The sequence below is a fragment of the Allobosea sp. CS1GBMeth4 genome (assembly GCF_900185715.1).
Taxonomy (GTDB): Bacteria; Pseudomonadota; Alphaproteobacteria; order Rhizobiales; family Beijerinckiaceae; genus Allobosea.
In genome coordinates this window covers 82,859-96,195 of record NZ_FYAS01000043.1, presented here as the reverse complement: position 1 = coordinate 96,195, position 13,337 = coordinate 82,859, and the positions used below count along the sequence as shown (strand labels likewise).

12 protein-coding genes are annotated in these 13,337 nt (G+C 67.9%); 3 read left to right on the top strand and 9 right to left on the bottom strand.

Features of this window, described 5'->3' with window-relative positions:
• Positions 1-28 precede the first annotated feature (28 nt).
• The 6 genes from CS1GBM4_RS21430 to CS1GBM4_RS21405 form a co-directional block, all read right to left on the bottom strand.
• Entirely contained in the window at positions 29-1,909 is a 1,881-nt protein-coding gene (locus tag CS1GBM4_RS21430; RefSeq protein ID WP_186420790.1) for an AAA family ATPase, read from the bottom strand.
• A gap of 131 nt (positions 1,910-2,040) precedes the next feature.
• Positions 2,041-3,312 (bottom strand): acyl-CoA dehydrogenase family protein, encoded by a 1,272-nt coding sequence (locus CS1GBM4_RS21425; RefSeq protein ID WP_186420789.1) that lies wholly within the window; start codon positions 3,310-3,312, stop codon positions 2,041-2,043.
• 244 nt (positions 3,313-3,556) lie between these two features.
• Positions 3,557-4,597 (bottom strand): phosphotransferase family protein, encoded by a 1,041-nt coding sequence (locus CS1GBM4_RS21420; RefSeq protein WP_186420788.1) that lies wholly within the window; start codon positions 4,595-4,597, stop codon positions 3,557-3,559.
• Positions 4,598-4,807: 210 nt separating this feature from the next.
• Positions 4,808-5,005: a hypothetical protein gene (locus tag CS1GBM4_RS21415; RefSeq protein ID WP_186420787.1), complete on the bottom strand. Its 198-nt coding sequence runs from the start codon at positions 5,003-5,005 to the stop codon at positions 4,808-4,810.
• On the bottom strand, positions 5,002-6,411 hold the full coding sequence (locus CS1GBM4_RS21410; protein WP_186420786.1) for a bifunctional serine/threonine-protein kinase/universal stress protein: 1,410 nt from the start codon (positions 6,409-6,411) through the stop codon (positions 5,002-5,004). Before CS1GBM4_RS21410 ends, CS1GBM4_RS21415 begins: the two co-directional genes overlap by 4 nt.
• Positions 6,412-6,534: 123 nt before the next feature.
• Positions 6,535-7,275, bottom strand: a complete 741-nt coding sequence (locus CS1GBM4_RS21405; protein WP_186420785.1) for a metallophosphoesterase family protein — start codon at positions 7,273-7,275, stop codon at positions 6,535-6,537.
• A gap of 297 nt (positions 7,276-7,572) precedes the next feature.
• On the opposite strand from CS1GBM4_RS21405, the gene CS1GBM4_RS21400 reads away from it, so the two are divergent.
• Both CS1GBM4_RS21400 and CS1GBM4_RS21395 read left to right on the top strand, forming a co-directional pair.
• A complete protein-coding gene (locus CS1GBM4_RS21400) occupies positions 7,573-8,367 on the top strand; it encodes a phytanoyl-CoA dioxygenase family protein (protein WP_186420784.1) in 795 nt (264 codons plus the stop codon).
• Between the two features lie 113 nt (positions 8,368-8,480).
• The gene (locus CS1GBM4_RS21395) at positions 8,481-10,067 is read left to right on the top strand and encodes a CYTH and CHAD domain-containing protein (RefSeq protein WP_244607345.1); all 1,587 of its coding nucleotides are present in this window, start codon (positions 8,481-8,483) and stop codon (positions 10,065-10,067) included.
• Positions 10,068-10,095: 28 nt separating this feature from the next.
• Here CS1GBM4_RS21395 and CS1GBM4_RS21390 read toward each other — a convergent pair whose 3' ends face one another.
• Both CS1GBM4_RS21390 and CS1GBM4_RS21385 read right to left on the bottom strand, forming a co-directional pair.
• Positions 10,096-10,461 (bottom strand): hypothetical protein, encoded by a 366-nt coding sequence (locus tag CS1GBM4_RS21390; protein ID WP_244607333.1) that lies wholly within the window; start codon positions 10,459-10,461, stop codon positions 10,096-10,098.
• A 142-nt stretch (positions 10,462-10,603) separates the two neighbouring features.
• Positions 10,604-11,842: an aspartate kinase gene (locus tag CS1GBM4_RS21385; RefSeq protein ID WP_186420781.1), complete on the bottom strand. Its 1,239-nt coding sequence runs from the start codon at positions 11,840-11,842 to the stop codon at positions 10,604-10,606.
• A 152-nt stretch (positions 11,843-11,994) separates the two neighbouring features.
• On the opposite strand from CS1GBM4_RS21385, the gene ubiG reads away from it, so the two are divergent.
• Positions 11,995-12,747 (top strand): bifunctional 2-polyprenyl-6-hydroxyphenol methylase/3-demethylubiquinol 3-O-methyltransferase UbiG, encoded by a 753-nt coding sequence (gene ubiG, locus CS1GBM4_RS21380; RefSeq protein WP_186420780.1) that lies wholly within the window; start codon positions 11,995-11,997, stop codon positions 12,745-12,747.
• A gap of 7 nt (positions 12,748-12,754) precedes the next feature.
• Here ubiG and CS1GBM4_RS21375 read toward each other — a convergent pair whose 3' ends face one another.
• Positions 12,755-13,117 carry a DUF4180 domain-containing protein gene (locus tag CS1GBM4_RS21375; protein WP_186420779.1) on the bottom strand — a complete coding sequence of 121 codons (363 nt, stop codon included), beginning with the start codon at positions 13,115-13,117 and terminating at the stop codon, positions 12,755-12,757.
• Between the last annotated feature and the right edge of the window lie 220 nt (positions 13,118-13,337).

Here is a 13,337-nt window from a genome sequence, read left to right as displayed (position 1 = left end):
TCGTTTCGGTCTCTATCGCGCACCATTCCTATTCTTTTCCGATGCCGGGTAGCTTGCTTTGAGCAACGGCGATGGGATTGTCGTCGTGGCCAATCTCAAAAGGAAAGGCTTGGCGTTGGAACAGCGGTGAAGCGATATCGACCTCGATCCGTAAGCTATCCTTTGACTTGTTTGAAAGCTTGAATACATCGGCATCGGCACCAATCGTCGTTCGGGCAAGCGTGTTGAGCTTATCGTCCGAACTCGTGTTATCCATGGCGAGAAAGGCCGCAGTCAGAACGGCCCCCAATTTAGGTCGAAGCAACAGGTCTTCGTCGACGCGCTGATTGGGTGCGATTCGGTCAAGCGCTATAAGTACATCAGTGTAGTTTCGTCTCAAATCTCCAGCGCTTACCGCTTCGAAACTGGCGGCCTCCTCAGCAGCAAGCTCAGGTTTGCCGCGGTCTGCTGCCGCCGAATGATAATAGTTCTCGATCGCACCGCGGCGCAGGAAGTAACACCCTAGTTCAGAAAGTGCATCGAGCAACGCATCAAATCGCGTGCGTAGACTAGTGGCTTCGATTCCAGCCGCGGCACTAAAACTCTCTGGGTTCGTTAATATGCGTGCCAATGTAACCCTGCGTTTGCTAAGCGCCATCGCATCATTGCTCGACCAATCAGGGTAGGTCTGTGCGGCGGTATCAACGGCCGCTTGATGATCGGCCATGAATTTTGTCAGAGCGTTTCGTAGATCGTGATCCAAGTCGGCAAGATTGGTTCGGCCAAGCCGATCAGCTATTCCGGCGGCTTGCGGCAAATCACTGAAATGACATGCTAAACTGTTATCGTCCGCAAGTGCATCAAGATCTGCTAGTACCGCGACTTGCTTGTTCATCAACCGGAAGAGCTTCGCCGCTTCAGAAAATTCATTTTTCCCTGTAACCGGAAGCACTTGGGCATTCCGGGCCAGTAGCCGCAGGTTGAGATGACGCGCGAGTTGCGTGACAATGATTTCGTCGCTCGGTCCTTCGACTAGAAGCACGCGTTCGGCAAACATTGCCATACGATGCGTCGTGCTCAGCCGCGCCACCAGCGCTGCCAGCTTAGTTCGCTTTAGGATATCGGCTTCAGCAGGAACTTGCGCCGGTGCCTGATAGGCTGAGTTGAAGAACGCGATCCTAGGTAGCTCGCTGATCTTTCGAAGTGGTAGCAATGAAGCCGAATGTGTTGCGATTACAATGAGTTTACGGGTCGGGTCGGAAGGGTCGCCTGCGACTTTTTCTATCTCTTCAAGCAAAAATGCCTGATGCTGGGGATGAAGCGAAATTTCCGGCTCGTCGATCAATAGTGCGCCGATTTCTTCGTTGTGAATGGCGGCGAGGAGCGCAACGAGTTGGAGAATTCCGCTCGCCTCGTGGTTGGCCGCGTAGGACGTTCCGCCGGAGACCGGTGTAATTCGGACGGTAAGGCCATTTTGCGACCAACCGAGTTGAACACTTCTATCGAACAACTGCTGCAATCGGGCTTCGACCTTCAGTCGTAGATCAGCCCGGCTATCGAGCACGAGTAGACCGCCCGTAATACTTTCAATTTGCCACCATTGACTGCGGTAGCTGATATGGCCAACTGCCGCTTCTTGCGAGTTGAAGTCGCCGGGGCTGTTAACTGCGGCACGGTAATGTTCAAGCGGACTACTGCGCCCGGCAGCAAGGAAGTGTGTCTTGCGGCCATAAATCGCAATGCGGTTGGTGGCATCTAGCGCCGTCTTGATCGCCCGCAAGGCGCGGGTTTTGCCACTGCCATTCGGTCCGACGAGCGTGTTAATACCAGGCCGAACGTCAAACACCGCTTCGGTTCCGGTGTTGCCTAGTAGCCGGACCTTGACCCCAAGCGGCCAAGTTTGCGCACTCGTTTGTGTACCCGAATCCACTTTTGCAGCCCCGCCAACTTGTTTTGGAGATACCTTTTATGTGCTCCTAAGCATGTTTAGAAAAGGCGGAGAGGTTCGCACGCTCTTTGAGCGGACATGCGTTGTCCAAGAGAAGTTGAAAGCCCCACCTCCTACCCCAGCCCCTTCACCCACGGCCTCCGCACCCCCTGCTCCGCAAACGCACTCCTTCCACTCTCCCGCCGCTTCCTGATCTCCGCCCGCGCCACGGTGCGTAAGTGCACCTCGTCCGGCCCGTCGATGAAGCGCAGGGCCCGGCCCCAGCTGTAGATGAAGGCGAGGGGGGTATCGTTGGAGAGCCCGCTAGCGCCGAAGACCTGCATCGCCCGGTCGGCGATCCTGGTCTGCAGGCGCGCCGCGACGACCTTGATCGCCGAGACCTCGGTGCGCGCGGCCTTGTTGCCGTGCCTGTCCATCATCCAGGCGGCGCGCAGGCAGAGCAGGCGGGCCTGGTCGATCTCCATGCGCCCCTCGGCGATCCAGTCCTGGACATTGGCGTAGTCGGAGAGGCTGCGGCCGAAGGCCTTGCGCTCCAGCGCGCGCTCGACCATCAGTTCGAGCGCGACCTCGCATTGGCCGATCGTGCGCATGCAATGATGGATGCGCCCCGGCCCGAGCCGCGCCTGCGCCAGCGCGAAGCCGGCGCCTTCCTCGCCGAGCAGGTTTTCGGCCGGCACGCGGACATTGCTGAAGTCGGTCTCGGTGTGGCCCTCGATCGAATAATGGTTCAGCAGCGGCAGGTTGCGCATCACCGTCAGGCCGGGTGAATCCATCGGCACGATGATCATGCTGTGGCGCTTGTGCGGGTCGGCCTCGGGCCGCGGATCGGACAGGCCCATGACGATGCAGAACTTCACCTTCGGGTGCAGCGCCCCGGTCGTCCACCATTTGCGGCCGTTGACGACGTAATGGTCGCCGTCGCGGCTGATGGTGGTCTGAAGGTTGGTCGGGTCGGAGGAGGCGACGCCCGGCTCGGTGATGCCGACGCAGGAGCGGATCTCGCCGTTGAGCAGCGGGTCCAGCCAGCGCTCGCGCTGCTCCGGCGTCGCGAACATGTGCAGGATTTCCATGTTGCCGGTGTCGGGGGCGCTGCAATTGAACACCTCCGAGGACCAGAAGATCCGGCCCATGATCTCGGCGAGCGGGGCGTATTCGAGATTGCTCAGGCGCGTGCCGGGCTCGTCGGCCTTGAGCGCCGGCAGGAAGAGGTTCCAGAGCCCTTCCGCCTTCGCTTTGGCCTTGAGCCCGTCGATCAGCGCCGAGGGATAGCGCCCGGCCTCGACCTCGTGCTTCCAGGCCGCGTCGGCCGGCTGCACATGGGCGTCCATGAAGGCCTGCACCTTGGTGCGCAGTTCCTCGACCCTGGCCGAATAGGCGAAATCCATGGTGCTTCTCCTCAGATCCAGGCCAGTCGGGGAACCCCTCCCCCTTGTGGGGAGGGGCAGGGGTGGGGGGCGCAAAGTCGGGGCGAATTCGCCAGGACGTGAACCGATCCGTTTCTACGAGCCGCCGTGCACCCAGTCGTTCGCCCCCCATCCCCATACCCTTCCCCACAAGGGGGAAGGGAGGAGCTAAGGCGACCGGCGCTTCGCAGAGAAATCCACATGGGAGAACGGTTCCCAGCGCCCTTCACTGTGACGCCTCGACCAGCGCTTCCGCCCGCTGCGCAAAACTCTCCGCCATCGCGCCGACCGCCACCGCATTCTCCGCCGCCGCGTTCCCGGCCTTCGCCCGCGCCGCGATGCCGTCGAGGATGACGGAAAAGCGGAACAGCGAGAAAGCGAGGTGGAAGCGGCCGGGGCCCTCGGCCCGGCCTGCGGCGGCGCAATAGCGGGCGATGTACTCCTCCTGCGAGGGGATGCCGAGCGCTTCGCGGTCGAGCCCGACGATGCCGGCATACATCGCCGGCGTCGAATGCCAGGGCAGGCAGGAGAAGGCGGCGTCGGAGAGCGGATGGCCGAGCGTCGACAGCTCCCAGTCGAGCACGGCGACGATCTTCGGCTCGCCCGGCGCGAACATCAGGTTGCCCAGCCGGAAATCGCCGTGGACGATGGTGGTGTCCGGCGTCTCGTCGAGATGGGCGCCGAGCCAGTCGATCAGCCGGTCGATCGCCGGGATCTCGCGCGTCCTGGTCTCGCGCCATTGCCGGCCCCAGCGCGCCAGCTGGCGGGCATAGTAATTGCCGGGCCTGCCGAAATCGGACAGGCCGGCGCCCTGCCAGTCGAAGCCGTGCAGGGCGGCCAGCGCCTCGGCCATGGCGAAGTACATCGCCCGCCGGTCCTGCGGCGTCACGCCGGGCAGGGCGGTGTCGTGGAAGACGCGGCCCTCCAGCCGCTCCATCAGGTAGAAGGGCGTGCCGACGACGTCGTCCGCCTCGTGCAGCAGCAGCACCGGCGGCACCGGCACGGCCGAGCCGGCGAGCGCCTTCAGGATGCGGTATTCGCGCTCGACCGCATGGGCCGAGGGCAACAGCGGCCCCGGCGGCTTCTTGCGCAGCACCAGCCGCGTGCCGGCCTCCGCATAGGAGACGAAGAAGGTCGGGTTCGACTGGCCGCCGCCGATGCGCTCGATCGCCATGCGGCCCGCGGCGCGGCCGGGCAGGGCCGAGCGCAGGAAGGCGTCCAGCCGGGCGACATCGAATTCGGGCGGGGCGGAGGCGGCGGCCGGCATGGCCGGCATATTCGGAGGCGAGGGCGGGCAGGTCAACGCGGCTGCGGCATGGCGGGCAATCGCATGACGGCCGGGCTCTTTCCCTTGCCCCCGCTTGCGGTGGGGAAGGGTTAGGGATGGGGGGTCGGAAAGCAGGGCTCGCGCCTTTTTCCAGCGAAGCGCCGAGCGGCACTGCCCCCCCAGCCCTCCCCACCGCACGCGGGGGAGGGCTCACCCGCTGCGGGGCTCAGCGCGACGCATGTGAGCCACGATCATCGCCCAGGCCTCATCGGCCGGCACGGCGTTGCCTTGTCCAGAGGCGATCGCGTCGCAGATCGGGAGGACTTTCTTCCGAAGCCGTTTTTCCATGATCCGGTCACATGCGGCGGCTCTCATCGCTTCGCCGGGGTCGGTCTTGGCTTTCGTCATCTGTCTCGCTCCTCCGCCCCGCCCTTCACCCGGACGACCGAGACCGAGCAATGCGCCTCGGCGACGACCTTGGTCGAGACGCTGCCGAGATGGCGGCGCAGCGTCGAGGAGGAGCGGGCGCCGAGCACGATATGGTCGATGTCGTTGTGCTCGGCATAGCGCAGGATCGCCTCGGCGGCGCTGACCGCCTCGATGACATGGTAGCTGACCCGGTCCTCCGGCAGATGCAGCGGCCGCGCCCAGTCCTTCAGCGCGACCAGCCGGCCGATATAGAGCGAGCGCCCCTCGGCATCGACGGTCCTGGTCTCGCCGATGATCTCGGTCCTGAGCACGGTCAGGCAGGCGAGGGAGGAATCCGGGCGGGCGGCCAGCAGCCGGCCGGTCTCGGCGAGGATCGCCGCGGCGAGCGCGTCCGCGCCTTCGGACAGATCGACCGCCGTCAGCACCATCGACGGCCCGGCCTTGCGCCGCGCCACCGTCGGCGTGCCGGTGACCTGCGCCTCCTCGCGCTTCTGGAACAGGTCGACCAGCCGCCTGCCCAGGCCGCGCTCCGGCGTGCTCCGGCGCTTGCGCGCGAGCGCCACCTGCTCGGGATGGCGCAGGTCGAAGGCGAGCCTGGTCGCGTCGGCATAGCGCCGGCCGCGGTCGACCTCGAGGCAGCGCCCGACGATCTCCTCGAGCCAGGTGGGCGCCTGCGGATTGGCGGCGCGCAGGGGCCGGGGCGCGTGGTAGAGCCGCCGCTTCATGCCGGGCACGGTCTTCGGCCGGCCGAACGGTTCCTCGCCCGTCGCCATCTGGTAGAGCAGGCAACCGAGCGCGAACAGGTCGCTCGCCGGGTCCGAGCGCTCGCCCAGCACCTGCTCGGGCGCGATATAGGCCGACGTCCCCATCGGCTCGGAACTCTCCTCGCCGAGCAGGTCCGGCAGCTCGGCATGGCGGGCGAGGCCGAAATCGAGCAGCACCGCGCGCTCCCCGGCGAGGATCACGTTCTCCGGCTTGAGATCGAGATGGACGACGTTCTGCCGGTGCAGGTCGGCCAGCGCCACAGCGATCGCGATGCCGATGCGCTGGACGTCCGGGACGGGCAGGGGCGCCTGCCTGATCCGCTCGGCCAGGCTCTCGCCGGCGACGAGGCCCATGGCGATGTAGGGGATGGCGGCGAGATCGCCCGCCGCGACGAAGCGCGGCACATGCGGGCCCGACAGGCGCTTGTGGATCAGCACCTCGGTCTCGTAGCCGATGATGGCCGAGACGTCGGCGCCGGGGTCGAGCACCGGAATCTTCAGCACCAGCGGGCCGGGGTGATCGGGATGGCTGGCGTGCCAGAGCATCGCCATGCCGCCGGCCTTCAGCCGCTCGCCGAGCGTGAAGCCGTCGATGACCGAGCCGGTCTGCAGCCGTTCCATGCGCTCGCTCCTAGATCACGCTGCACTCGGACGGGATCGTCCAAATGCAGATAACGTGATCAATTCCAATCGTTTAGAGCATGCTTGGTGCGAAAAGCCGTTGCCACTTTTTCGCAGCATGCTCTACCTCCCGATCTGCAGGCGCAGGCCGAGCCAGTCCGGCAGGCCGGCCGCCCGGATCTTCCTTGCGGTTTCCTGGCTGTCGTAGGGCACGCGCATCATCGTGACCTCGCGCGCCCGCGTGTCGAGCAGCGCGAAGCAGGCGGCCGGGTCGCCGTCGCGGGGCTGGCCGACGGCGCCGACCACGACGACATGCCGGTGCGCGGCCGAGAGCGGCGCCGGAACGTCGCGCAGGGGGATGAACGCCACCGGCTCGCGCCCGGCCCTGGCGTAGAAGATCGCCGGCAGATGGGTGTGGCCGCAGATCACCATCCGGGCCTCGGTCGCCGCGAGGCAGGCCGCGGCGCTGCGGAGGTCGCGGACATAGTGCCAGGCGGCAGGATCGCGGGCGCTGGCATGGACGAGGAGCACGCCGTCGAGCTCGGCCGTCAGCGGCAGGGAGTCGAGAAAGGCGCTCTGTTCGGCGCCGAGCTGCGCCTTGGTCCACAGCGCCGCCTCATGGGCGTTCGGCGTCATTCCGGCGGGGCCGTGCACCGCCGCCTCGTCATGATTGCCCCGGATGCAGATCGCGCCGGCGGCGACGAGCTCTCGCGCCGCGTCGACGCAGAATCCGGGGTCGGGGCCGTAGCCGACGAGGTCTCCGAGCAGCACCAGCCGGTCCGGCGCCAGCCGGCGCACGGCCGCCAGCACCGCCTCGAACGCCTCGCGATTGGCATGGATGTCGGAGAGGATGGCGATCCGCATTCAGTGTCCGGGCCCGAATCCGGGGTTTCCCTATCGTGGCAGCCTCGCTCCCGGCTTGACCAGCGCGCCTTTCGGCTCAGGCGTCTGCCGGCGGGCTTGATCGCACCGCTGGCGGCTGCGATAGTCCGGCATCATGATGATGTTCGCCGTCTTCGATCTCGCCTGACCTCCCTGCGGGCCTGACGCGCGCTTCGCGCCCGGGCCTGCAAACGGACGAAAGCTCGCGTCCGCAGGTCCCTTGCCAGCCTGCCCGCCCCGCGGGCGCTTCGGCTGGCCGCTATCGAAAGACACTCGTCAATGGCTCCCGACCAATTCGCTGGGCGCGTCCTCGACGACGCGCAGATCGCCCATTTCATCGAGCGCGGCTATGTCCGGCTCGACCATGCCTTCCCGCCCGCGCTCGCAGAGGAGGCGCGCGCCATCCTCTGGCGCGATCTCGGCTGCGCTCCGGACGATCCCGCGAGCTGGACGAAGCCGGTGATCCGGCTCGGCCTCTACACCGACGCGCCCTTCGTCGCGGCGGCGAACACGCCGCGTCTGCACGGCGCCTTCGACCAGCTCGTCGGCGCCGGGCGCTGGTTGCCCTGCCGCGCCATCGGCACGTTTCCGGTGCGCTTTCCGTCGCCGGAGGACCCCGGCGATGCCGGCTGGCATGTCGATGTCAGCTTCGGCTTCGACGATCCCGACTTCATGAACTGGCGCGTCAATCTCGCCTCGAAGGGCCGGGCGCTGCTGCTGCTGTTCCTGTTCTCCGATGTCGGACCGGACGACGCGCCGACGCGCATCCGGGCGGGCTCGCATCGCGACATCGCCCGCCGGCTCGCCCCGGCGGGCGATGCGGGGCTGTCGCTGCGCGATCTCGCGGCCGACGGTTTCGCCGGCAGCGCCGGTCGCGAGGAGGTGCTGGCGACGGGGGCGGCCGGCACGGCCTATCTCTGCCACCCCTTCCTGGTGCACGCGGCGCAGCCGCATCGCGGCACGAGGCCGCGTTTCCTGGCCCAGCCGCCGCTGCTGCCGCGCGAGCCGCTCGTCCTCGACCGGTCCGACGGCGCCTGCTCGCCGGTGGAGGCGGCGATCCGGCAGGCGCTCTGATCCCTGCGCCACTCCGCCTCGGGCCGTGCCCGGGGCGGAGTGGTGACAAGGCGCCGCCGGCGACGCTACTGTCATGGCTCCGCACCGCCCAGTGGAGACGAGCCTTGGACGCCGTGCCGAGCGAGGAGGTTGCCAAGCCGGGTCAGGCCTCGCCTCCCGCGCCGCAGAAGCAGCCGCCACGCGAGATCGAGCTGAAGCTGGCCGTGTCGCCGGAGGCGCTCGAGATTCTGCGCGGCTCCGAGCTGGTCGCCCGCCATGCCCGCAACCGCGGCCTCACCCGCCGGCTCGATGCCGTCTATTACGACACGCCCGACCGGCTGCTCGACCGCAACGGCCTCGCGCTGCGCGTGCGCCGCAGCGGCAAGCGTCACGTCCAGACCGTGAAGCGCTCCGGCTCGGGCGATCCTCTGGCCCGTGACGAATGGGAGGTCGCGCTTCCGGACGGCTCGCTCGATCTCGCCCTCCTGCCGCTCGCCGAGATCGGCGAGCCGCTCGCCGGCCTGTCGTCGGGGCAGCTCGCGCCCGTCTTCGCCACCCGAGTCCGGCGGCGCCTTCGCCGGCTCGACTTTGCCGGCGCGCTGATCGAGATCGCCTTCGACGAGGGTGCGATCGAGGCGGGCGAGAACAGCCTGCCGGTCAGCGAGATCGAGCTCGAGCTCAAGGAAGGCGAGGCGGCGGCGCTCTATGAGCTGGGGCTCGCTCTGCTCGACATCGCGCCGCTGCGGCTCGAGACGCGGAGCAAGTCGGCGCGCGGCTATGGGCTCGCCTTCTCGCGCCCGCCTCGGGCGGTGAAGGCGAAGCCGATCGAGATCGGCGCGCATGACAATGCCGACGCGGCGATCGCGGCGATCCTGGGCGGCATCCACGGCCAGTTGCTCGGCAATCTCGCGCCGGTCGCGCTCCGGTCCGGGCCCGAGAGCGTCCATCAGATGCGCGTCTCGCTGCGCCGCCTGCGCTCGGCGCTCTCGGTGCTGAAGGGCGAGGTCGCTTCGCCGGCGCTCGTCCCGATCGCGCAGGAGGCGAAGCGCTTCGGCCAGGTGCTCGGCCCGGCCCGCAACTGGGACGTCTTCATCACCCAGACCGTGCCCGACATCGAGGCCGCCGGCCTCGACGATGCGGGGCTGGCGGTGCTCCGCACGGCGGCCGAGCCGTTCCAGGCCGCGAGCTACGCCGCGGTGCAGGACTGCCTGGGCGATCCGCGGACCAGCCGGTTTCTCCTGTCGCTCGGCGCCCTGATCCAGCGGCGCGGCTGGCGCAACGGTCTCGCCAGCGAAACCATGGCGGTGCTGGCCGGGCCGGCCGCCGACTTCGCGGCGCGGGCGCTGGCACGGGTCCATCGCAAGGCGCTGAAGGGCGGGCGCGGCTTCGGCAGGCTGGACGCCGGGGCTCGCCACGAGCTGCGGCTGGCGCTGAAGAAGCTGCGCTACACGGCCGAGTTCTTCCTGCCGCTCTTCGACGGCGCGCCGGCGCGGAAATATCTCGCGCGGCTCGCCCGGCTGCAGGAAGCGCTCGGCCTCGCCAACGACGCGGCGACGACGCAGCATCTTCTCGCCGAACTGCGGGGCGGCACGGCCGGGGCGGAGCTGCATTTCGCCGCCGGCGCCGTGCACGGCTGGCAGTGTCGGCAGGCCGTCGAGGCCGGCCGCGAGCTCAAGGTGCGCTGGCGGAAGTTCGAGGGAGCGACGCCGTTCTGGTCGTAGGCTGTCGACCGCGCCGCTCCGCGGCTCGTCAGCCGGCCTTCCTCGCGACGATCGTCAATTCGCCCTCGTTGCTCACCTGGGCCAGCACGACGTCGCGCGCGGAGAGGCCCTTCGCCTCGACGGCCGACTTCACCGCCGGCGCCTTCTCGACCGCCTGGCGAAGCTTCTCCAGCTCGTCCGCGGTCCGGGTCGCCACCAGCTGGTTGACCTGCGCCCTGGTCGCCTCCGGCAGCTCGTCGATCTCGACGACCTTGACGGAGGTGATCGTCGGTGCGTTCGCCGGGGCTTCCTGCGAGGAGGCCGGCGGCTGGCTCCGGGGGCGCTCGGTCGACGGCGCCTGGGCGCTGGCGGCGCCGGCCAGGAGAGTGGCGCCGGCGGCGGCGATCAGGGTCATGCGCATCGCGTGTCCTTCCATCGGTTGCGGATGAAGGGGCGATGCGACACCAGGAATGGGATCGGAGCCTGGAGGCGATCGGGTCATTTCGTGGTCATATGGCGGCGCCGGCGGGGCAGAGACCCGAGCGCCCGCCATGGGATCAGGCCGCGTCGAGCCCGTAGAGCGAGTGCAGGGTGCGGACCGCGAGCTCGGTATAGGCGGCGTCGATCAGCACCGAGAACTTGATCTCGGAGGTGGTGATGGCGCGGATGTTGATGCCCTTCTCGGCCAGCGCCCGGAAGGCGCGCGCCGCGACGCCGGCATGGCTCCTCATGCCGACGCCGATCGCCGAGATCTTCACCACGTCGGTCGCGCCCTGGATGTCCTGGTAGGCGATGGTGTCGTGCTTGGATTCGAGCAGCGCCTTGGCGCGCTCGTAATCGGCAGTCGGCACGGTGAAGGTGATGTCGGTGGTCGCCTGGTCGTCGGAGACGACCTGGATGATCATGTCGACATTGATGTTGGCGTCGGCCAGCGGCCCGAAGATCGCCGCGGCGACGCCCGGCTTGTCGGCCACGCGCCGGAGCGTGATCTGGGCTTCGTCGCGCGAGAACGCGATGCCGGTGACGATCTGCTGTTCCACGATGTCGTCCTCGTCGCAGATGAGGGTGCCTGGATTGGGGTTGTCCGGGTCGTCGAAGGAGGAGCGCACATAGGTCGGCACGCGCTGCACCATGGCGATCTCGACCGAGCGCACCTGCAGCACCTTCGAGCCGAGGGAGGCCATTTCCAGCATCTCCTCGAACGAGACCTTGTCCATGCGCCGCGCCTTCGGCACCACGCGCGGGTCGGTCGTATAGACGCCGTCGACGTCGGTATAGATATCGCAGCGATCGGCCTTGAGCCCGGCGGCGAGCGCGACCGCGCTGGTGTCCGAGCCGCCGCGGCCGAGGGTGACGATGCGCTGCGTGCGCGGATTCACGCCCTGGAAGCCGGAGCAGACGGCGATCTCGCGGTTGCGGTCGAAGCCGGCGAGGATGCCGGCGCCGTCGACGCCCTCGATGCGGGCCGAGCCGTGCGCGTCCGAGCCGTAGAGCGGGATCTGCCAGCCCTGCCAGGAGCGCGCGGGCATGCCCATCTCCTGCAGCACGATCGCCATCAGGCCGGAGGTGACCTGCTCGCCCGAGGCGACCACGGTGTCGTATTCGGCCTGGTCGTAGACGGAGGACGCCTCCTTGCACCAGGCGACGAGCTCGTTGGTCTTGCCCGACATCGCCGAGACCACGACCGCGACCTCATGGCCGGCGTCGTACTCACGTTTGACGTGACGGGCCGCGTTCTTGATGCGCTCGACAGTGGCGACCGACGTGCCGCCGAATTTCATCACCAGACGGGCCATGACGTCCAAGAGCTCTCAGCAACGGGCCCCGGCGCCGGGCCGGGACGAATAGCGCCCTCGCGCCAGGCGAAGGGCGGGTGTAGATGACGGGCAGCACCGAAAGTGTCAATGCGGCCGCGTTCGAGACACGCGTAAACGGGATATCAAAGGCGATGACGGCAGCGGCACGCGGAAGTTCCACCATCGACCCGGCCGAGGTCGCGCGCTTCGACGCGCTGGCGAGGAGCTGGTGGGACCCGAAAGGGCCGATGGCGGTGCTGCACAAGTTCAATCCGGTGCGGCTCGCCTTCATCCGCGACCTCGCCTGCGAGCGCTTCGGTCGCGATCCGAAATCGCTCGCGGCGCTGAAGGATCTCAGCATCGTCGACATCGGCTGTGGCGGCGGGGTGCTTTCCGAGCCGCTGGCGCGCCTGGGCGCGCAGGTGACCGGGCTCGACCCGGCCGCGACCAATATCGCCGTCGCCCGCGCCCATGCGCAGAAGGCCGGGGTCGCGGTCGATTATCGCGAGGAGACGATCGAGGCGGTCGTCGCCTCCGGAGCGCGCTTCGACATCGTGCTCGCCATGGAGGTGGTCGAGCACGTCACCGATGTCGAGGCCTTCGTCGCGTCCTGCTGCGCGGCGGTGAAGCCGGGCGGGCTGCTGGTCATGGCGACGCTCAACCGCACGCTGAAATCCTATGCGCTCGCCATCGTCGGCGCCGAATACATCCTGCGCTGGCTGCCGCGCGGCACGCATGATTGGGAGAAGTTCGTCACGCCGGCCGAGCTCGAGGCGGCGATCGAGGCCGGCGGGCTGTCGGTCTTCGCCCGCGAGGGCGTCGCCTATAATCCGCTCGCCGATCGCTGGTCGCTCTCGCGCGATCTCGACGTCAACTACATGCTGGCGGCGGGACGTTCGGCCTGATCGCCTTTCAGCCCGCGAGCCGGGCCTCGAGCGCGGCGAGATCGTCGACGAACCAGAGTGCCTGCCCCTGATTGCTCTCATGGACGAAGTCGCGCAGCGCCTTGCTCCGTGCGCACTGGGCCGAGATGTCGCCGACGATGGCGAGGCGGATGCGGTAGTTGACGAATTTCTGCGCGATCTCGCCGGCCAGCCGCGTGGCGAGCTGGAAGAAGGCGGGATCGAGCCGCCCGACCGGGATCGCCGCCATCTCGGCGCCTTCCGCCCAGGCAGCGCCGAGAACGTCGTTGGCGTCGCGCTCGCTGGCGAGCGGCGGGCCGTCCTGCGCGCAGATCAGCACCGTCGTGCCGTGAAGCTCCCGGATCGTCTCCATTGCGGTGGTATCGCCGCAGCGCCGATGTGAGGCAAGCGGTGCGGGAACTTGTCGGCCTCCCCCTTGTTTTTTGCGCTGCGGCATAATTCGATAGGCGTATGGCGCAGCGCAGCAATGGCCTGCATCATGCCGACAACGCCGCCGGACCACAGGCGTGGCGACAGGCCGGGGTGCGAACAAGGCGGGAACCGCTTTTCGCACGAGCCCGCCCTGGACCAGA

What these genes read in the sequence shown, in the direction of transcription:
- CS1GBM4_RS21390 (WP_244607333.1), bottom strand. Translation starts at nt 10,461, where the DNA reads ATGACCCTGATCGCCGCCGCCGGCGCCACTCTCCTGGCCGGCGCCGCC.
- CS1GBM4_RS21375 (WP_186420779.1), bottom strand. Translation starts at nt 13,117, where the DNA reads ATGGAGACGATCCGGGAGCTTCACGGCACGACGGTGCTGATCTGCGCG.
- ubiG (WP_186420780.1), top strand. Translation starts at nt 11,995, where the DNA reads ATGACGGCAGCGGCACGCGGAAGTTCCACCATCGACCCGGCCGAGGTC.
- CS1GBM4_RS21425 (WP_186420789.1), bottom strand. Translation starts at nt 3,312, where the DNA reads ATGGATTTCGCCTATTCGGCCAGGGTCGAGGAACTGCGCACCAAGGTG.
- CS1GBM4_RS21400 (WP_186420784.1), top strand. Translation starts at nt 7,573, where the DNA reads ATGGCTCCCGACCAATTCGCTGGGCGCGTCCTCGACGACGCGCAGATC.
- CS1GBM4_RS21405 (WP_186420785.1), bottom strand. Translation starts at nt 7,275, where the DNA reads ATGCGGATCGCCATCCTCTCCGACATCCATGCCAATCGCGAGGCGTTC.
- CS1GBM4_RS21385 (WP_186420781.1), bottom strand. Translation starts at nt 11,842, where the DNA reads ATGGCCCGTCTGGTGATGAAATTCGGCGGCACGTCGGTCGCCACTGTC.
- CS1GBM4_RS21420 (WP_186420788.1), bottom strand. Translation starts at nt 4,597, where the DNA reads ATGCCGGCCGCCGCCTCCGCCCCGCCCGAATTCGATGTCGCCCGGCTG.
- CS1GBM4_RS21415 (WP_186420787.1), bottom strand. Translation starts at nt 5,005, where the DNA reads ATGACGAAAGCCAAGACCGACCCCGGCGAAGCGATGAGAGCCGCCGCA.
- CS1GBM4_RS21410 (WP_186420786.1), bottom strand. Translation starts at nt 6,411, where the DNA reads ATGGAACGGCTGCAGACCGGCTCGGTCATCGACGGCTTCACGCTCGGC.